Annotated in this window: 20 protein-coding genes; 10 read left to right on the top strand and 10 right to left on the bottom strand. The window is 41.2% G+C overall.

Translation table 11 applies throughout. The annotated features are described in order from the left end of the window. Positions 1-32 precede the first annotated feature (32 nt). Positions 33-500, top strand: a complete 468-nt coding sequence (locus BMY70_RS14885; RefSeq protein WP_090336170.1) for a response regulator transcription factor — start codon at positions 33-35, stop codon at positions 498-500. Between the two features lie 123 nt (positions 501-623). Then, entirely contained in the window at positions 624-1,142 is a 519-nt protein-coding gene (locus BMY70_RS14880; RefSeq protein ID WP_090336168.1) for a DUF4199 domain-containing protein, read from the top strand. A gap of 148 nt (positions 1,143-1,290) precedes the next feature. On the opposite strand, the gene BMY70_RS14875 is transcribed toward BMY70_RS14880, so the two are convergent. After that, positions 1,291-2,619: an acetyl-CoA hydrolase/transferase family protein gene (locus BMY70_RS14875; protein ID WP_090336166.1), complete on the bottom strand. Its 1,329-nt coding sequence runs from the start codon at positions 2,617-2,619 to the stop codon at positions 1,291-1,293. A gap of 434 nt (positions 2,620-3,053) precedes the next feature. On the opposite strand from BMY70_RS14875, the gene cysC reads away from it, so the two are divergent. Next, entirely contained in the window at positions 3,054-3,605 is a 552-nt protein-coding gene (gene cysC / locus BMY70_RS14870; RefSeq protein ID WP_090336164.1) for an adenylyl-sulfate kinase, read from the top strand. Between the two features lie 26 nt (positions 3,606-3,631). Further along, positions 3,632-4,486: a sulfotransferase family protein gene (locus tag BMY70_RS14865; RefSeq protein WP_090336162.1), complete on the top strand. Its 855-nt coding sequence runs from the start codon at positions 3,632-3,634 to the stop codon at positions 4,484-4,486. 78 nt (positions 4,487-4,564) lie between these two features. Here the strand turns inward: BMY70_RS14865 and BMY70_RS14860 are convergent, their stop codons facing one another. The 4 genes from BMY70_RS14860 to BMY70_RS14845 form a co-directional block, all read right to left on the bottom strand. Beyond that, positions 4,565-4,804, bottom strand: coding sequence for an Atu4866 domain-containing protein (locus tag BMY70_RS14860; protein ID WP_090336159.1), 240 nt, complete (start codon positions 4,802-4,804; stop codon positions 4,565-4,567). Positions 4,805-4,856: 52 nt separating this feature from the next. Beyond that, positions 4,857-5,705, bottom strand: coding sequence for an SDR family oxidoreductase (locus BMY70_RS14855; RefSeq protein WP_090336157.1), 849 nt, complete (start codon positions 5,703-5,705; stop codon positions 4,857-4,859). A gap of 402 nt (positions 5,706-6,107) precedes the next feature. Then, positions 6,108-7,019: a helix-turn-helix domain-containing protein gene (locus BMY70_RS14850; protein ID WP_090336156.1), complete on the bottom strand. Its 912-nt coding sequence runs from the start codon at positions 7,017-7,019 to the stop codon at positions 6,108-6,110. A 1-nt stretch (position 7,020) separates the two neighbouring features. Further along, positions 7,021-8,886 carry a monovalent cation:proton antiporter-2 (CPA2) family protein gene (locus BMY70_RS14845; protein WP_090336153.1) on the bottom strand — a complete coding sequence of 622 codons (1,866 nt, stop codon included), beginning with the start codon at positions 8,884-8,886 and terminating at the stop codon, positions 7,021-7,023. Positions 8,887-9,079: 193 nt separating this feature from the next. Here BMY70_RS14845 and BMY70_RS14840 point away from each other — a divergent pair, with 193 nt between their 5' ends. Beyond that, a complete protein-coding gene (locus BMY70_RS14840) occupies positions 9,080-11,008 on the top strand; it encodes an AAA domain-containing protein (RefSeq protein ID WP_090336151.1) in 1,929 nt (642 codons plus the stop codon). Between the two features lie 41 nt (positions 11,009-11,049). Here BMY70_RS14840 and BMY70_RS14835 read toward each other — a convergent pair whose 3' ends face one another. The 5 genes from BMY70_RS14835 to adhP form a co-directional block, all read right to left on the bottom strand. Then, complete coding sequence (locus tag BMY70_RS14835) at positions 11,050-11,850, bottom strand: TspO-related membrane protein (protein ID WP_090336149.1); 801 nt, start codon at positions 11,848-11,850, stop codon at positions 11,050-11,052. 78 nt (positions 11,851-11,928) lie between these two features. After that, positions 11,929-12,174, bottom strand: coding sequence for a hypothetical protein (locus BMY70_RS14830; RefSeq protein WP_090336147.1), 246 nt, complete (start codon positions 12,172-12,174; stop codon positions 11,929-11,931). A gap of 116 nt (positions 12,175-12,290) precedes the next feature. Then, entirely contained in the window at positions 12,291-13,130 is an 840-nt protein-coding gene (locus BMY70_RS14825) for a universal stress protein (RefSeq protein WP_090336145.1), read from the bottom strand. Positions 13,131-13,178: 48 nt separating this feature from the next. After that, a complete protein-coding gene (locus BMY70_RS14820) occupies positions 13,179-13,793 on the bottom strand; it encodes a 2,3-bisphosphoglycerate-dependent phosphoglycerate mutase (protein WP_090336143.1) in 615 nt (204 codons plus the stop codon). Between the two features lie 103 nt (positions 13,794-13,896). After that, a complete protein-coding gene (gene adhP, locus BMY70_RS14815) occupies positions 13,897-14,916 on the bottom strand; it encodes an alcohol dehydrogenase AdhP (RefSeq protein ID WP_229209614.1) in 1,020 nt (339 codons plus the stop codon). A 386-nt stretch (positions 14,917-15,302) separates the two neighbouring features. Here adhP and BMY70_RS14810 point away from each other — a divergent pair, with 386 nt between their 5' ends. From BMY70_RS14810 to BMY70_RS14790, 5 genes are all read left to right on the top strand, one after another. Then, on the top strand, positions 15,303-16,091 hold the full coding sequence (locus BMY70_RS14810; RefSeq protein ID WP_090336138.1) for an Ig-like domain-containing protein: 789 nt from the start codon (positions 15,303-15,305) through the stop codon (positions 16,089-16,091). A 96-nt stretch (positions 16,092-16,187) separates the two neighbouring features. Further along, positions 16,188-17,093, top strand: a complete 906-nt coding sequence (locus BMY70_RS14805) for a magnesium transporter CorA family protein (protein ID WP_090336135.1) — start codon at positions 16,188-16,190, stop codon at positions 17,091-17,093. A gap of 183 nt (positions 17,094-17,276) precedes the next feature. Continuing rightward, positions 17,277-18,122: a ThuA domain-containing protein gene (locus tag BMY70_RS14800; RefSeq protein ID WP_090336133.1), complete on the top strand. Its 846-nt coding sequence runs from the start codon at positions 17,277-17,279 to the stop codon at positions 18,120-18,122. 63 nt (positions 18,123-18,185) lie between these two features. Further along, the gene (locus BMY70_RS14795; RefSeq protein WP_090336131.1) at positions 18,186-18,863 is read left to right on the top strand and encodes a response regulator transcription factor; all 678 of its coding nucleotides are present in this window, start codon (positions 18,186-18,188) and stop codon (positions 18,861-18,863) included. Continuing rightward, on the top strand, positions 18,860-20,113 hold the full coding sequence (locus tag BMY70_RS14790) for a sensor histidine kinase (protein WP_090336129.1): 1,254 nt from the start codon (positions 18,860-18,862) through the stop codon (positions 20,111-20,113). The genes BMY70_RS14795 and BMY70_RS14790 overlap by 4 nt, the downstream gene beginning before the upstream one ends. Positions 20,114-20,285: the final 172 nt, after the last annotated feature.

The following is a 20,285-nucleotide window of genomic DNA, read 5'->3' as shown; positions in this document are numbered from 1 at the left end:
ATATTTTTGGCCATGGAAAAATCTATTTGCTGATGAGTTTCGAATTATTGAAAAAAAACAAACAGATTATACTTTACGGTGCTTCCTTAGCGGGACTTCTTTTTCTGTTGCAATGGCTGGAACTGCGTTTTATTATCATGGACCACGCGTTCGAAATTTATGCCGGTGCCATTGCAATAATCTTTACAGGTGTGGGTATCTGGCTTGCACTACGGCTGGCAAAACCGAAAACGCTGATTGTCGAAAAGGAAGTTTATATAAGTGCGGAAACTACGTTCGTACAGAATGAAAATGAACTGGAAAGACTTGGTCTGAGCAAACGTGAGCTTGAAGTTCTGCAATTGATTTCGACTGGTATGAGTAATCAGGAAATTGCCGAAAGATTGTTTGTTTCTTTGAACACAGTCAAAACGCACTCGTCGAATCTTTTTGGAAAAATGGATGTAAAAAGCAGGACTCAGGCAATTGATAAGGCAAAGAAAATGCAGATTATCGCTTGAAGTTGTTAATACTTTTGGGTGAAAGTTAAATATTTTGTCAAAAATCACACAAAAGTATGAGTCTCGATAATAGGCTGATGTTCACATTTGCAGCATGTTAAACCATCTATACAATTCATTTTTATGAAACGGAATATCATCGTCTGCGGATTGATTGCCGGACTAATTTTAACTGCCATGATGATCGTATCTACGGCGTATTGTTACAAAAATGCAGATTTTGAGGGCAATATGCTCGTGGGTTATGCTGTAATGATCCTCGCGTTTTCATTGATTATTGTAGGCATAAAGAATTTTCGCGATAAGTATAACGGCGGCAGCATTTCGTTTGGGAATGCTTTCAAAATTGGTATATATATTTCTCTCATCGCTTCGACTATGTATGTCGCGGGTTGGCTTTTTGAGTATTATCTTTTTATCCCGGATTTTATGGATGTATACGCTGCGCATGTAATCAATCAGGCGAAAACGGGTGGAGCAACGGTGATGGAGATAAGTTCAAAAACAGAAGAAATGGCTGGCTATAAAGAAATGTATAAGAATCCGTTATTTGTTGTGTTGCTGACGTATTCGGAAGTATTACCCATCGGGATCATCGTTTCTGCGATCAGCGCCTTAATACTTAAAAAGCAGCTTGCGTAAAATTAAATATGCCGTGACACATCTCCCGGAATACTCAGAGAGCTGTGGTCAACTAATCACGTATTTGGTCTTTCAAAAAACGACAAATAAGTGTTGGAGTAAATTGGAAATTAGACTTTTATGCAATTTACTCCACAAATTTTATATATCATGGATGAAAAATCCGGTCAGATATTCCTGTTATCGCAGGTCGGTTGTAACTTCCAAACCGTTCACAAAAGGCTTTTTCCAAATTTTCACGGTGATTTGGATGGGCTATACTGATCAAAGCACGTGCGCGTTGTTTTAAACTTTTTCCGAATAAATCGACAATACCAAACTCAGTCACGACCCAGTGAATATGTCCCCGGGTTGTTACCACCCCGGCTCCTTCTTTAAGAAATGGAACGATACGGGAGGCGCCGCCGGAGGTTATAGATGGCAGGGCGATGATCGGTTTTCCACCTTCGGAAAGAGAAGCACCATGAATAAAATCCATTTGCCCGCCAATACCCGAATATTGGTAAGTTCCGAGTGAATCCGCACAGACCTGGCCGGTTAAATCCAATTCCAGCGCTGAATTTATCGCTGTGACTTTTTGGTTTTGACGGATGATGCTTGTATCATTTACATAACCAATATCCATCACACGAACGGCTGGGTTATCATTTACAAAATCATAAAGTTTGCGGGTGCCCACCATGAAAGAAGTCACTGATTTTCCGCGGTTCAGCTTTTTTTGACTGTTGTTAATTACGCCGTTTTCAATCAAAGGAATCACTCCGTCTGACAACATTTCAGTATGCAACCCGAGATTTTTCAGATGTCCAAGATTTTTCAGGACCTGATCCGGAATTGCGCCGATCCCTACCTGCAGAGTAGCACCGTCTTCAACCAGTGAAGCGATATTTTTTCCAATTGCAACAGTAGCACTTTTAGCATTTAAAGAATAATCTACCTCCGGAAGCGCAGTTTCATGCCATACCATAGAATTAATTTTGCTGGCATGGACAAATCCATCGCCGTGTGTTCTAGGCATAAGAGGGTTGACCATGGCAATGATGTGTTTGGCGTTATCAACCACCGCACGTGCAATATCCACCGATGTACCGAGCGAACAAAAACCGTGTGCGTCGGGTGGGGAGACCTGGATCATCGCTACATCTACAGATAATTTTCCGCTTTTTATCAATTGAGGGATTTGACTTAGAAAAATGGGTACATAGTCCCCATAATCACTATTAACGACTGCCCTGGTATTAGCGGAAACAAATAACGAGTTGAAAAAGAAGCTTTGGTGGTGGACAGGATTGTTAAAGTCCACATTGCCAAGCGTTGTGATACTGATAAACTCGATATTTTTTAATTCCCAGTGTCTTCGCTGCAATGCTTCAATTAAATGCGCAGGCGTCGCGGCGCTTCCATGAATAAAAACACGGTTTCCTGGCTTGATATTTTTGACGGCCTCCTCGGCTGTCAGGTATTTTATCGGTATCATATGAAGATTTTTTATGTTTTATGAGATCTGCTAACGAACTAAATTCTGGGAGTTTGAAGCTGATGTTCAAATGTAAATGTCATTCATTTTGTGCTGCACATGAATGACCTGGCGAGTTCTAAAAAACTGACTATCGTCAGTTTTTTAAATAGTTTCGATTTTAAAATATAAAACCCTCATTTATATTGTGTTGATTATGAGTAGACTAGCTAATGGCTGTGCTTTGTCACTTGAATAACACTTAAATGTCAGTTTACCTGCAACAACTTTACCCGTTTTGCAGTACAGCTTATTAAGCGTCCAATTAGTATAAGACTTACCTTTCTTAACCCGTCAGCTCAAAGAAGTGAACTTGCCTTCGAATTGGAGTCGCAGTTTATATTTATATTAAATGACCGGTTCAGATCGCTATCTTGATTTAAATATTGAAACTTATGGTTATTCAATTTTGTGGCTTGTCCGGAGTTGGAAAAACAACATTGGCCCAGCAGGCCAAAGATCATTTAAGTAAAGGAGGAATTTCTGTCGAAATTATTGACGGAGATATATACAGGACCCAATTATGTAAAGACCTCGGTTTTTCAAAAGCTGACAGACAGGAGAATGTCCGTAGATTGGGATTTATTGCCAGTCGTTTTTCCAGTCATGGAATCGTGGCCATCATGAGCGTGATCAATCCGTACGAAGATACAAGAGCAGAACTTAAAGCCTCTTATCCAAACGTCAAAACGGTTTATCTGGATTGCCCGATCGAAACTTTGTTTCTCCGGGATACGAAGGGTTTGTATAAAAGGACTCAGCTTCCGGATCACGATCCCGAAAAGATAAATAATCTCACCGGAGTTAACGATAGTTTTGAAGTGCCATCCGATGCAGATCTATGTCTGAACACGGATTTGCAAACGATCGGTGAGTGTACGGAGGCACTTTGCCGATTTATCGTTAAAGAGCTGGAATTTACGAATCAGGTTTTACAATTCCCGTAAAAATAATTCTTTCCTAAACTTTAAACATGCAGAATAAAACTTTAATAATTGCCGGAATGCATCGTTCCGGAACTTCGTTGATTACGCAGTGGCTGTATCGCTGCGGGCTTCATGTAGGAGAAAATCTTTTGGGATCGGGTATAGGAAATGATGACGGGCACTATGAAGATATAGTGTTTTATGATTTTCAGAGAAAACTTCTGACCAACAAAAATATACATGATTCAGGGTTTACCGCCGAGTGTGTCCCGAGGTTGGACCCAGAGGAAAAGAAAGCATTAAAGAATATAATTAATAGAAAAAATTCGTTGTTCGAAGAGTGGGGTTGGAAGGATCCACGGACTTGTCTTTTTCTTAGGGATTATCAGGAATTGATCCCGAATGCTTTTTATCTGGTCGTATTCCGAGATTGGAGATCAACAGTAAGTTCAATGATAAGCAGAACTTATAAGGTTGAATATGCCGGAAATGAAATTATAAAGAAGGGGTGGTTTGTTGAGTTTCGAAAAAAACGCGCTTATCAAAAAAGGATACGAAAATTATGTTCTGATCATGCGTCTTTTTTTCTGCGCATATGGATCTTCTACAACAAAGAGATTCTGGATTCTATCGAGCGTGTTTCCAAGGAGCATTACACTGTAATCAATTACAATTTACTATTAAAATCAGACAAAGCGGTTTTTACGCAACTGAAAAATTATTGGAAGTTTGCGCTTGATTACGTCAATTTTAAAGAGATTTACAAACCTGGACTTTTAAGCAAGGAGCTTAATATCAGCAAATTTGTTAATCGCGAATTGATCGAAGAGGCGCATAGGCTTCAAAATATGCTGGAAAAGAGATCCGTTTTCGATTCTTCTGAAATTCAGAGTCCAGCCTGAGATATTGAGGTAAAATTAACAAATCCAGGATGCGTAACTCTCGAAAGGTACACATCCCGGGTTTATTAATTAACTGGGTTACTCTTTGTAAAGTACCATTCCGGCGTGATAGAGGACTCCATCTCTGAAATCGCCATCTGCCAGAAATCCTGTATCGTCTTTATAATCAATGTGGTTTCCAGTCATTTTATAACTTCCCTGATAGGCGCTTTTCCGGTTGCCACGTGCTTCATCGTAACGTCCGTCTGGCAGAAGTTCGTGTCGTATATAACCGTCTTTTGTGACCCACATCCCGATATAAAACTCGTTATTTTTCATAAATATGCGGTGACTTATAAACCTTAAAATAATCTGATATTGTAAGAATCAATCAGTTTTCAAAGTTTGTCGAAGTTGCCAGATCCTTCCAGTTTTCCAGATCTGTCTGAATCGTCTGAATTTTTACAGAGGCCATATCATATGCATCCTGCCCTAGGAAGAGGTGAACAGGCACCTCATTTTCAGAAGCAATTTTGATCAGTACATCGGCAGCTTTTTCCGGGTCTCCCGCCTGAGTTCCGTTGATTTCATTTTCATGTGCTTCTTGTCCAGCCCTGGCTTCCACGTATTCCGGGATTGGGTTAGCTGGAACAATTAAAGATTCTTTCGACAAAAAATTAGTTCTGAAATACCCTGGATAAACGACCGTCGCACTGATACCAAACGACTTGGATTCGGCTGCAAGTGACTCTGTAAACCCTGCCACAGCAAATTTCGTGGCACAATAAATTCCCCATCCCGGAAAATTTCCGAAAAATCCTCCCACAGAAGCAATGTTAAAAATCTTACCTGAATGCTGCGTTCTCAGATGGGGCATAACGTAACGGATGACATTTAATGAGCCGAAGACATTCACGTCGAAATTTTGACGAGCCTCGGAATCAGACAATTCTTCCAGCGTACCAACTTGTCCATAACCGGCATTATTGACTACAACATCGATTTTTGAGAAATGGCTAATTGTTGCTGAAACTGCATTTTTAACACTTTCCTCATCAGTTAGGCTCACTTCAAGCGGGAGGAAATTAACAGATTGGTCACTTCCGGTTGCCTTAATTAAATCTTGTTTTGTTCTTGATGTGGCTGCGACCTGATGTCCTGCTTTCAGCAACTGCTGAACGAGTACAAGACCTAATCCCTTAGAAGCACCTGTCACGAACCATACTTGTTGATTTTCCATAATTTTGTTTGTTTAAATTTGTAAAACAAAGGTATAGCCTCTCGTCCGGGCAAAGGTTGCGGCATCCAAACCAATCATTACGAAATTCAAACAATGGAAAATTGCGGAGGCTTGATTTTGCAGTTAAAGGTTCCTGGGATTTGAATTTTTCATCCCGGACAAAGCGTCTTCTATATATCATAAAGATTCCCCGCCGCTATCTTGTACTGCTTAGGATATTTAAGTGCGACTGCAGACCGGGTTTTCACAACTTCAAAAAATAGATCTGGAATGTCAAAACCGTTACGTACAATACTCTTCAACTTATTTCCGTCCTAACCAGGCGAATTAGCCTGTGACAATTTCAACAAAAATGCCAGCTACTACTCGTAAGCTGGCACTTTTTTTAGAGTTACACTTGTATTAAATGGCTCTAAAAGCCGAAGGTGTCGTCTCTGTTTGTTTTTTAAAAAAGTTATTAAAATGAGCAGCTTCTTCAAACCCAAGACAATAACTGATTTCAGAAATGTTCCAATTTGAGTGTTTCAGGAGCGCCTTAGCTTCGTTCGTTATGCGTTCTGCGATATGGTGCGAAGTCGTTTTTCCTGTTGTAGCTTTCAGAGCGCGGTTCAGATGGTTGACATGGACAGATAATTTTTCCGCAAAATCCTGCGCAGACCGCATCGTAAAACGCTGGGAGGGTGATTCGATTGGAAACTGACGTTCAAGTAATTCAGAAAAAATCGAGGCAATGCGCGAATTCGCATCCGTATGCTGATGCAAGGTTTCGGTCGGCTCCATTTTTAAGGCATAGTGAACCAGTTCGGTGACATAATTTCGGATGAGATCGTATTTGAATCGGTAATCCGAGTTCAACTCATCGATCATTTTTTGAAAAATGGCAGATACATGTTCGTCCTGGGTGGGGGATAAGGCATATGATGGCTTGCTTCCCGGAACAAACATGGGTAGGTCGCCAATGCCGCCTCGCATTTTTTCTGTAAAAAAGAACTCTTTAAAAATGCAGAAATAGCCCGTTGAATCTTCGCTTCCCGGTATCGGCTGAAAGGTATAAGGGATTTGTGGATTGAAAAATAACAGCGTACTACCATCTATTTCAACTGATTTATCTGCATAGTGGTAGATGTATTTACCACGTACAAGACTTATTTTGAAAAAATCACGGCGACTGTATTTTACTGGTGTTCCGTTTTTACCAACACAATCTTCGAGTCGAAAAACATTAAAATGTCCGAGTTCTTGTTGCAGGTTTTCTGGTAGATGATTGAATTTATGTTTATAAAATTCTTCTATTGTTTCTGTATTCGTTTTCATATCAGCTCAGTGCGTTTATCGTTAACTCCGCGGGATTTTTGGGTGGCAATGCCCTTCCGGCAGACATAAGTTCTTTCAGGTTTTGAATTGTTTCTTTAACAGACTCGATGTATTCTTTATTGGATTTTTTCTCTTTTTTAAATCTGGCCATTTGGCGTACCGACTGCTCGTCGAACTGAAAAAACAGAGCTGCTGATTTGGCAACTTCTTCTGGCTGATGCCCAAGTATTTTTAGAACATCAGTTCCAAGACGTAAGCCCGTGTCAAAAGTTTCCCGGTAAATCTGGTTGATTCCGATATCCAGCAGCTCAAAAGCGTCATATTTATTGGTGGATCTTGTAAGGATATAAAGATGCGGAAAATGTTTTTTTACTAACTGGGCCAGCTGCAATCTTTTCCTTGCATCGCCCAAAGCAATCACAATAATTTTGGCATTGCGTGCGCCCGCAATGTCTAGAACGTCATGTCGTGTGGCATCCCCGTAATGTACTTTCAAACCAAACCGGCGTAACATTTCTACATGATCACCGTTGTTGTCCAGTACCGTTGTGCCAATATTATTTGCATTTAAAAACCGACCAACTGTATTTCCAAAATGCCCATATCCGGCAATAATTACTGGGTTTTCATCAACCTCCATAGGGCTTGTTTCAAATTTCGCAAGTTCCTGGTCATCCACTGATTGATTTATAAATGACTCAAACAATACAAGTAAAATCGGAGTAATTGCCATACTTATTGCGACAGCAGCCATCGAAATATCTGTAATTTCGTTTGAAAGAATTCCTGAGCCAGCACAGAAACTGAGCAGAACGAAGGCGAATTCACCCGTCTGGCTAAGGGCAAAGCTGAACAGGATATTGTCTTTTGCTGTAAGTTCCGTCAATTTGCCAAGAAGGAGCAACACAGTTAATTTGCAAAAAATCAATCCGGCAACAATTCCGGCGATCAGCAGCGGTTTTGTTAAAATCAACTCCAAATTAATCGATTCCCCAACGGTCATGAAAAAAAGTCCAAGCAATAAACTCTTAAAAGGGTCGATCGCAATTTCCAGCTCGTGGCGGTATTCACTATTGGCCAAAACGACTCCCGCCAGAAGGGCTCCCAAAGCTGGACTTAACCCGACATTTTTCATTAAAACAGCAATAGCTATAACCAGCAGGAGGGAAGCGGCAGTGAACATCTCACGAAGTCCGGTTCTGGCGGCCATCCCTAGGATCGGTCGAATCAGATACCTTCCAATCACAATGACAATTACTACGGAAATTGCGAAGATCAAACCATGAACGGCGATAGGAAGATTTTCTCCGAATGCTGTTGATGCCATGTTGGGACTGACGGAAGAAGCATCTGTTTTTAACCAGGGCAGGATTGCAAAAATTGGTATGACCGCAATATCCTGAAATAGCAAAACAGAAAAAGAGGATTCGCCGACCGGCATTTTTAACAGACCTTTTTCTGTAAGATACTGCATAACTATCGCTGTGGATGACATTGAGAAAATAATTCCAAGTACCAATGCCTGCCGCCATTCCATATTGAAAAATACCGCAATGGCTGCAATCGCGGTGGCCGTCGCCACGAGCTGCAAACCGCCGAGAATAAGGATATTTTTTCGCATATTCCATATCCTGCGTGGTTGCAGTTCCAATCCTATGATAAAAAGCAGCATCACAACGCCGAATTCTGCATGGTGCATCACTTCGTGAATATCGCTGTCAACCAGTTTTAACGCAGATGGGCCGATCAGTATTCCTGCGGCAAGATAACCAAGCACGGGACCTGACTTTAATTTTTTTGCCAAAGGCACCATGATCACCGCAGCCGTCAGGTAGATCATTATCTGAATAAGAATTTCATTTTTCATGATGAAGATTGTCAGGGGTAAAAAGTGCTCCGGATCAGCTGGTATCCGGCAATACAAAATTATGGTGGTGAAACCCTTTTTTACTTGCAAATAACAAACCAATGGTTGCAAGATTCAAGCAATTTGCAAGACTACGCAAGAGAGCTATTCCAGAATTGAATGCAAAACTTTTTCGATTGCTTACCTTTGTCCCATGGATTATTTTAAAAAGCTGCTTGAACTGCTGAAAATTGAGCGGGAAGAAGATCGCCAATCTTATTTAAAACTTACTGAATCAACATCGGTATCAGAGCGACGTGCGAATGGAATCGCCTGGTATCCCATTGCGATCCGCGGGTCTGAAATGAGCAGAGGAGATTATTTGACAGTAGAAGTGGAACGTACCACGCACCAGGATGTGTCGCATCAACTTCGGTTTGGAATGCCGGCAGTTTTATTTTCAAATCATGAACCCAAAAAAGATAGGGTAGAAGGAACGATTACCCATCAAAGCGGCAACAGGTTGAAGATAACTTTGCGGACGGATGAACTGCCGGAATGGTCACGTGACGGAAAATTAGGGATTGATTTGCTCTTCGATGACAACAGTTATGACGAAATGCAAAGTGCCCTTAAGAATGCATCTTACCTGGAAGAAAACACAGGAGAGGGGCGGTTAATGAAAATTCTCACAGGGGAAAAGGAGCCGACTTTTAAAACCGATGTGCCTTATTACATTGCTCCGCAATTAAACGAGTCTCAGCAGAGTGCGATAAATAAAATTCTGTCTGCTAACGAGCTGGCTATCGTTCACGGTCCTCCCGGAACAGGAAAAACGACAACCCTTGTAGAAGCAATCAAGGCATTGATCAAACAGGACAAAAAGCAGATTCTGGTCGTCGCGCCGAGTAACACAGCTGTGGATCTTTTGAGTGAAAAATTATCTGATCAGGGCTTGAATGTGCTTCGCGTAGGAAATCCTGCCCGCGTTTCCGAACGGCTTATGTCGCTTACGCTGGATAGTAAAATGGCTGGTCATGCAAGTATGAAGGAAATTAAAAACCTGAAAAAGCAGGCCAACGAGTTCAAAAATATGGCGCATAAATACAAGCGCAGTTTTGGAAAAGCAGAGCGTGATCAGCGAAAGGCACTTTTTGACGAGGCGCACCGGATCATGAAAGATGTTGGCAAAGCGGAACAGTATATTATTGATGATCTGGTTTCTAAGGCCCAGGTTATCACGGCGACGCTTGTTGGAGCAAACCATTATACTGTAAGGAATTTAAGTTTCAATACGGTAGTTATCGATGAAGCCGGGCAAGCTTTGGAACCGGCCTGCTGGATTCCGATTCTGAAAGCTCAGAAGGTAGTCCTGGCAGGAGATCATTGTCAACTCTCCCCAACAATTAAATCAAACGAAGCGGCGAAAAAAGGATTGGCAACAACGCTGCTGGAGAAATGCATATCACTTCATCCTGAATCAGTTGTTTTGCTTCAGGAGCAGTACCGTATGAATGCTGCAATAATGGGTTATTCTTCGAGCGTTTTTTATGAGGATAAATTAAAAGCACATACTTCAGTTGCAAACCACTTATTGTTCGCAAACGATGCTCCGCTTGTTTTTATAGATACAGCAGGTTGTGGATTTGATGAAAAACTGGAAGGGACAAGCTCTACAAATCCGGAAGAGGCGTCTTTTCTTTTCAAACATTTAAGTATGCTGATATCAGAAGTAGAAAGTCGCTCAAATGATAATGCTGGCAGTAACGGAACCGAAAACTTTCCGTCAATTGCCATCATATCTCCTTATAAACAACAAATCCATATTCTTAAAGACCAACTGACCCATATACCTGCGCTTCACAAATACGGAGAGAAAATATCGGTTAATACGATAGACAGTTTTCAGGGTCAGGAACGCGATGTTGTCTACATCAGTATGGTCAGAAGCAACTCGGACGGAGAGATTGGTTTCCTGGCAGATATCCGGAGAATGAATGTTGCGATGACAAGGGCACGGAAAAAGCTGGTTGTAATCGGTGATAGTGCTACACTTTCAGGTTTACCATTTTATTCCGATTTTATCACGTACGCTGAAAATCTGAACGCCTATCAGAGTGCGTGGGAGTTCGCAGATATGTAAAAAAGTTTCCGCAGTTCATTGATGGCCTGCGGAAACAACATTTAATTAACTTCTTCTTTTTGAATGAAATACTTTTCCTCTGTCATTTTCTTTTGGAAAATAGCCAGTAAATATGTCGACAACGTACCCGCAAGGATACTGATCTCAGCATTTCTATCTTGCTGTTTAACGGCGATTCCTGTTAATGCAGTGATCAGCGTAAGAAGATAATAGGGATCATTCAGACGGTTTGCGATGGCAGCTCCCGCGCCGGTTGTTAATGGCAATGCACCCAACGCCCATTTCTTAGCCTCTTCCGGTTTTCTTGCAAATCCAGCTTCCTGTACCAGCGTTGTGGCGCTGACCGCGGAAGCTGCTGTTAACCAGCCCGTATAAAGGCTTACAAATTTTCTCAGAATATTTTCAGGCCCATTTACTTCTGTTTCTCCTATTTCAAGCGCACGATGCAACCCAATAGCCGCCGGCAGCATGCTGATGGTTGTAATTGCTGCACCGATTCTGCTTTTTTTATCTGATTGGGAAAACAAATAGCCAAATATGCCTGTCAGGATATAATTTAATCGAAGCCAAGGTTGTGCCTTCCGGTATCTTGGGTTAGCCAGTTCTGACGGCATTGCCTGGTGAATCGCCAAAGCGATCGTGCCTGCATATATCGTGGACCACACAACTCCAAAAGTGGCATTTGCCGGAGTAACCAGGTTTCGGTCAACTCTTTCCTGCCTCTTCTCGTCTAGCGGCGTTTCCAATGTTTTTTTTCTTGGCCGGCTAAAAAAATAGGTTCCTATTATCCCACCAATGACGATTGCGGCGGTAGCGTAGCGGCCGGTTTTACTGTCTTTCATATGGTACTGATTTGAAGTGTAAATGTTGGCAAAATATTTAATTATTATGCCATGAAAAGAGATAGAGCCAAGAAAAAATTATAATACTTCAATGACTTTTTCGCTGCAATATCTTGCTTTTCCTTCCGACCAGTTAAGCAAAACGCGCCAATATCCCTTTGAGAGATTTGCGGTTGAAATAACATGCCTGGCTAGATGTGAAGATGAAATAGGTATATTTAATGCCTCATCTTCCCTGGATTTTCGGATAAAAGATACTTCGGCTTTCAAAAAATATAAAGGCAAAACGAAGGCAATTTCTTGGGTGGCAGGTTCATAGGTCATGGCTTTGTAGGGTTGAAGCTTAGAAGATAAATTACCTTCTAAAATAATAACTTCAACTTTTCCAGGTCATGATCCGGATCACGATTTGACGAGATTCTTCGCAGAAATATAATTTTTTAAACTGCTTTCAAATTTTTTTCCGGGTTTTTCGCGGTGCTGGAAGTCCATATCAAAAAGTTCGCATGGTTTACCACATCCGCAGCGATACTCTGCGAATACAGATGATTAAGTCCGCGGTTTCCATGGGTTGCCATTGCGATCATGTCCGCATTGATTTCACGTGCAAAATCAATGATTCCGTCTTTGACTTCAGCCCGGTTTCTTGAATTTACGGTGAAATTTGCCAGTTGGTGTTTCTCGCCAAACTCTGTCAGTTTTTCCAGATTTTCTTTCTCATTCTTTGCAGCGCCTGTGTTTATACGAACCAGATGAAGCCTTGCCCGGAATAACTTTTGAAGATTTTTAACCTTTTCAATAACTGTGTTCTGATCCGAACTCAGTGATATAGGGAATACAATATTATGAACTGATCTGACTGCGATTTTGCTCTTTACGGCGAACACCGGAACAGGGGAAGTCCGGACAATTTTCTCAATATTTGAACCCATAAAAAAGCCGTCCCATCCACGCGAACCATGCGTTCCCATGATCACCACGTCGATTTTTTCTTCTTCAATTATATCCAGTACGAGTGGTGTGATCTTGCCTGGCCGAAGAATGTGCCGAACCGGAACATGCAGCCTGGCTTGTTTTTCCAGTAACGTTTTAAATTTGCTCTTGTTTTCAGCGATGAGAGAATCCTGGATCTCCCGTTCAGCGGGTTCAGTGCTATTGATATCGTTTAGAGCGGTCAGAATAACAATTTCAGCTTCCAGGGCCTCGGCGATCTCCAAGGCAAAATTAAACGCCATCTCCGAATGGTTAGAAAAATTACAGGGCACTAAAATACTTTTCATGACAGGGCTGAGAGTCTTTATTTTTTCATTGTAACAAAAAAAATGATGCTATTGTTGATCAAGATACCCAACATTTTTAAGCTGCATATCAGAAGAAAACTGGTAAAGCCTGGGCGAGCCCGTGGCAAGGTTGATGTCCGAAATTTCAGCATGCCCGATGTTTTCCAGAAACATCATCAGCGCTCTCAAACTATTGCCATGAGCGACAATGAGAATATTTTTATCCTGCCTTAATTTAGGTATAATAGCCTTTTCATAATACGGAACAACACGGTCATATGTTTCTTTTAGGCTTTCTCCATGTGGCGGGATAATATCGTAACTTCGTCTCCATGCAAGAACCTGATCTTCGCCAAATTTTTTGATCATCTCCGTTTTGTCCAGTCCTTGCAAATCTCCGTAACTACGTTCATTCAATGCCGGCGTTTTGGTCACAGGAAGCGACGTCTTGTCAATTTCTTTTAAAATAATGTTGAGCGTATGAATTGCTCGTTTCAAGACGGAGGTGAACGCTTCATCCAAAGGATAATTTTTAATCAGCGCACCTGCCTTTTTTGCTTCCAGTTCGCCCTCAGGCGTTAGTTCAATATCTGTGCTTCCGGTAAAACGGTTTTCTAAGTTATACTCTGATTGTCCATGACGAACAATGATCAGGTCAGGCATAGCAACGGTCGTAAGTGAGATAATCCATTAGTACTAAAAAAGCGCGCCTGAAAAATTCAGGCAACGCTCTCATTCTCTTAACGCGAGCAGGGGATTTAACATTTTATTTCTCGGCAATTTTCATCACAACCCGGCCATCGATCTTTCCAGCTTTCATCTCATCAAAAACAGAATTGATATTTTCCAGCGATGTGGTATGGACCGTAGCCTTTACTTTTCCTTCCAAGGCAAACTGGATTGATTCCTGCAGATCTTTGCGTGTCCCGACAATCGAACCACGAACCGTGTAGCGGTTTAGAACCGTCTCAAAAATCGGCAGATCAAAACTTCCTGGCGGCAGCCCATTCAAAGCAATCGTTCCTTTTTTTCTCAGCGCTGAAATACCCTGTTTAAAAGCAATCGGTGATACTGCCGTAACCAGAACGCCATGCATTCCGCCTGTTTCTTTTTTCAGATATTCTCCCGGATCTGCTTCCATTGCATTGACGGTAAGATCTGCGCCAAGTTTTTTGGCAAGATCAAGCTTTTCCTGACTTATATCTATCGCAGCCACATGCATACCCATTGCCTTTGCATACTGCACGGCAAGATGACCCAGGCCACCAATGCCTGAGATAGCCACCCATTCTCCGGCCTTGGTTTCGGTTTCTTTCAAACCCTTATAAACTGTCACCCCGGCACAAAGAATCGGGGCCATTTCAACCATATTTGTAGTTGCTGGTAAATGTGCTACGTAGCGAGCGTCGGCAATAACATATTCAGCATAACTGCCATCCACACTATAACCGCCATTTTGCTGAGTGTCACACAAGGTTTCCCATCCCGTTATGCAATAGTCGCAACATCCGCAGGCGCTGTACAGCCATGGCACGCCGACAATATCGCCCTCTTTCACTCCTTCAACATCCCGACCAAGTGCAACTACATAGCCGATTCCTTCATGCCCTGGAATTAGTGGAAGCTTGGGCTTGACCGGCCAGTCGCCCTCGGTAGCGTGAAGATCCGTATGACAAACGCCACTGGCAATGACTTTGACCAGGATCTGATTTTTACCTGGCACTTTTACGGCCATCTCTTCAATTTGCAGCGGTTTTCCGAATTCGCGGACAACTGCAGCTTTCATGGTTTTAGGAAGCATAACGGTGATTGTTGATTTAAAACGCTTATAGAACTTGTTGTAAAGTTCGGCTTGTCACGATGTCAGAATTATGATCACGGTCAGTATATCACATGACTATACTCAAAAACGGGGTGGCCAGGTATAAATTATTGGGCCTCAGTAGCTACGGATTGTTTTGCAGTTTTGTTTTCTAAGAATACCGGCAATACTTTTTATTTGAAATTGGAAAAGATATGTGTGGAAAGTCTCAATTTGCTGGTTTTACTGACTGCGTAACCATGATATTTCTGCATTGTTTTCAGGTCAAATTTCGGATCAATTAGTAACAGGTTAGTTTTTTGATATAATTATTTATATAATTACATTTCTTCACCTCTAACATTTTCAGTATGAGAAAATTGTCCTTATTTTTATTTCTGGCAGTATTGTCTGTTTCTTGTTCAAAGGACAAAGATGCTGAACCAGCCACTGTTTTAAGTGATGCCGACCTGAAGCTGCATTTTGACGAAACCCACCAGTATACGCTAACGAAGGGGACGGAAACTGTAAGCGCCACAAATTTTAAATGGACTTCCAGCGATACAGTTGTGGGTAAAGTGGATCAAAGTGGAAAATTTACCGGACGCCGGATTGGACAAACTACGATCAAAGCAGTTTCGACAGATGGAAAAGTTACTACGGAATCCAGGGTTACAATTGATCCATACAGTACCTTGTGTACGGAACCCGTCGTAGATTTCAAAGCCACGCAGGCAGCTGTAAAAGCAAAAGAAAAGAGAGCACTTCAAGCTGAGGATACTGCTTCCATTGCATATAAGGGAGAAAACGCCAAATTAAGAGGCGTGGCTTATGCTTTTTCAAAAAACTCACTTGTAAACTCTTTTCTTGTTCTGACTGAAACGCAGGAAGTTTTTGACGAAGCAGCTACATTTTTGTTTGAGCGGTATGAATATCTCGGTGAAGAGGACTATATCTATTTCTTTACAAACAATAAAGTCATCGTGGCATATATGGAAGAACAAACACTCGGATTGGTAGCTATTTACGCGCCTTACCCGGCGGGAGGTTTGCGAACAACTGCATCGTTCATGGAAAACGCGAAGGCTATTTTCAAAAAAGACTTCAAGCAGGTAAGGAATGAATCGAGAAAAATCAAGCTCAATTACAAAGGACTTTAAGCGCTGGAACAGAAGTTTTATCAGCAATACTCAGGTAGCTCGAATGTTTCAGGCATTTCGGCTACCTGATTTTTTTGTATCAAATCTTTAATTTTCATGGTTCAAATATTAGCAGAAAAATCAAATCACCCTTTTGAGTGGCTGGATGTTACAGATCCGGAACCGGATGAATTACATCAAATCGCCCGGAAATATAATCTGCATGAATCGTCAGTGAACGACTGCCTGCAGCCTGACCATTTACCAAAATATGAGATTGTGGGAAGTGAGGGTGATGTTTTTATAATTTTCCGATTACATACATCCGAGGTTGATAGTCAGGCTGATACAGTGAGAGAGCTTACTGACAAAATTTCAATTTTTATGAAAGATGATCGGATTATCACTATTCATAAAAAAGAATGGCCGCAAGTAGAACAGATAAAGAATGAGTATCTGCACTCTGAAAATTGCAAATCTACGCGCCATATTTTAAATGAGATCGTGAAAACGGGTTTGGCTACCTACGATATTCACGCAGCGCGCCTGAACCGCGAAATTGAACTTTCAGAAACTAATATGTTCCTTAAAAACCGGAAACTATCTTTGTTGGAAGGTTTATATTATTTGAAAAGAAAAGTCGATGTAACGCGACGAATCCTTATTCTTACATTCGAAATTGTTGACAAAATTGATAGTGAGGAAGGCAATACCTATACCCGCGATACAAGGGATCTTTACGTTAAACTTCACAATATCTACGACTCGTTATTCGAAAATACCAGTCACCTGTTGAACATTTATTTTTCATTGTCGTCTCAAAGAACGAATGAAATTATCCGGGTCCTGACCATCTTTTCCGTTTTTTTTATGCCTCTTACGTTCATTGTCGGAGTGTATGGTATGAATTTTGAATTCATGCCAGAGCTTAAAATGAAATTTGGCTATCCCGGCGTGATGCTTTTAATGGCGGCCATTACCGGTGGAATTTATTATTGGTTTAAAAAACGAGGCTGGCTGTAAGTTGTAACCCGCCCGTCAGGGTGCAATTTTGTTTCAAACCAAAACCACACCTGACTGATCTCGGCGTGAAGGTGATGCTGAAATGTGGCTTCGGTATCTGAATTCACAATATTCTTTTAAATTGCGAAACAGATATTGGTAGGGCATTCCCGGCTGTTTTCTATTCCTAAATCCTATATTTAAATGAAATTTTATTTTAATAGAGCTGTTGGCTGCACGTTATTATTGCTGACTTTGCTGTTCACCATATCTGGCATATCGAAGCCGGAAAAAAAAACAAAGTTTAAAATACTTGCATTTTACACTGGGAAGAATGACCAGGCGCATATCAGTTTTGTGCGTGAGGCCAATAATTTTTTTCAGACTATTTCTGCCGATAATAACTTCACCTATAATTCCACATCCGATTGGAGTAAATTAAATACTGAATATTTGTCAGGATATCAAGTCGTTCTTTTTTTAGATACCAGGCCTGAAACTCAGGAACAGCGGACAGCTTTTCAAAAATATATGGAAAATGGCGGAGCCTGGATGGGTTTCCATTTCGCAGCGTTCGCGCTGACACCGTCGGCGTTTAATCAGAACTGGGATTGGTATCACGAAAAATTCCTGGGTTCCGGGCAATATGCCAGTAATACCTGGCGACCTACGTCTGCCATTCTACGAGTCGAAGACAAAAACTTTGGGGCAACGAAAAATCTGCCGGAAATTTTCAAATCTTCGCCAAACGAATGGTATCGCTGGGAACATGATCTTCGAAAAAATCCGGACATTAAAATTTTGGTATCGATTGATTCAACCAGTTTTCCATTGGGTACCGGACCTAAGCAACACGAAATATGGCACAGTGGATATTTCCCTGTGGTCTGGACGAATAAAAATTACAAAATGCTGTATCTGAATATGGGACATAACGATATAGACTATGAAAATAAAACCAATAAAACATTGTCTTACACTTTTGATAATGATGTTCAGAATAAACTTGTTGTCGATGGCATTTTGTGGCTTGGAAGCAGGAAAAAATAAAATTTTAGGCAACTACAAAATTGCACCAAAATTGGTAGGTTCATTTGTACAAAACCTTTGGGCATGAAGCTATTACTCATAGAAGACGAGAAAGCGCTGGCGACCAGTATCCAGAATTATTTTCAGCGTGAGAATTTTATATGCGAGTGGGCGCAGGATTACGAATCTGCCATTGAGAAAATTAATATTTATAAATACGACTGTGTACTGGTCGATATTATGCTTCCCGATGGTGATGGGCTGGATGCTGTCAGAGAGTTAAAAAGGAAGTTTCCTGAAACTGGTATCATCATTATTTCTGCAAAAAACTCGCTTGATGACCGGATTGAAGGCTTAAACCTCGGTTCTGACGATTATTTGACCAAACCTTTTCATTTGTCTGAACTTAATGCAAGAGTTCAGGCTGTGATAAGAAGACGAAACTTTCAGGGAAATCAGCAGATCCGTTTTGGTAAAATTATTGTTGAACCGCAGGAGCATTTTGTTTCGGTTGATACGCAGGAAATTATCCTGACCCGGAAGGAATATGACCTTTTAATTTATCTGATCGCAAATAAAAACAGAGTTTTAACGAAAGAATCAATTGCTGAACATTTGTGGGGAGACGACGCCGACCTGATGGACAATTTTGATTTTATTTATACGCACATTAAAAATTTAAGGAAAAAATTGATGGACAAAGGTTGTCCGGATTACCTGCGTTCGATTTATGGTGTTGGATATAAGTTCAGCGAACAATGAAATTATTAGCTCAGATCCTTCGCTATCAACTGGTAACTTCCATGGTTGTACTTTTTTTGGGAGCGGGATTGTTTTACGTCTCAGTTCGGTATCTTATTGATCGTGAAGCGAACAAGGAGTTATTTCAAAGCCAGGTAAAAGTGCGCTGGCAATTGAAACATCTGGAAACGTTGCCGGTTTATATCCTGCAGCTTGGAGATAGTCTGCAACTGGAACCTGTCCGGTATCCGGGACGGTCTTTTATCCGGGAAACATCAATGCTGAATCTGGCGGAAAATGAATTTCAGCCATACCGCCAGCTTGTTTTTTATGAAAGGGCTTTGGGGCAGTGGTATCGCGTAACGATCAGTAAAATGCTGCTGCAAAGACAACATCTGATGGAGGCAGTGGTGATGACGGTCACATTCATTGTCACGGTTATGCTTATTTCACTCCTGGTATTAAATAGCTGGCTTTCCAAACGGTTGTGGAAACCTTTCTATAAAACGTTGGGGAAACTCGACGCTTACCAGATTCAGCAGCACGAGACGCTGACATTCGAGCCGCAGAAAACGCTTGAATTTGATCAGCTGAACCAGTCCGTTACGCACCTGACAAGCAGGGTAACGACGGCGTATCAAAATCTGAAAGAATTTACCGAAAATGCGTCCCACGAGATTCAAACGCCGCTTGCTGTCATACTTTCGAAAATTGAAGGACTCTTTCAGGATGAGTCACTAACGGAATCGCAGCTGGTTGCCTTGTCGAGCGTTAGTGAGGCTGCAAACAGATTGGGGCGTTTGAATCAGGCATTATTATTGCTTACTAAAATTGAAAACAGGCAGTTTCTGGCAGGAACTGATCCGATTAATCTGGTTCCGATCATTAATAGTAAACTGAGGGATCTTGAAGATTTAATTGACCAGCGCGAATTAAGCATTCAAACAGACTTACAACCGTTTGGTCCTGTGATACATCCTGCGCTGGCTGAAATACTTGTAAATAATTTATTGACAAACGCGATCAGGCATAACGTTGAAAAAGGAAAGATTATTATTATCTTACGCGAAAGAATATTATCTGTCCGAAATACAGGAAAACCACTGAATGCGAATCCGGAACAACTTTTTGAACGTTTTCGTAAGGAAAGTACGTTATCTGCTTCGTTAGGTCTTGGATTAGCTTTGGTAAAAACCATTTGCGAGGTTAACGGACAGAACTTAAAATATGATATAGACAACGAATGGCACGTATTGACCGTGAGTTGGTGACATAAAGATTTTTCATGGCTAATAACAAAGGAAAGGGGGAGGTTTTTAACCTTCCTTTTTTTGTTTCATTTATAATTTATTTTTCAAAAAAATAAAACTTCAGAATCTCTTCAGAATTCCCACAAGATTACAACAGGATCGTGTTGCAAATTTGAATTAACATACGAGGCAG

Origin of the sequence: Dyadobacter koreensis (genome assembly GCF_900108855.1) — a bacterium.
Classification (GTDB): domain Bacteria; phylum Bacteroidota; class Bacteroidia; order Cytophagales; family Spirosomataceae; genus Dyadobacter; species Dyadobacter koreensis.
This window is presented reverse-complemented; position numbering and strand designations above follow the sequence as displayed.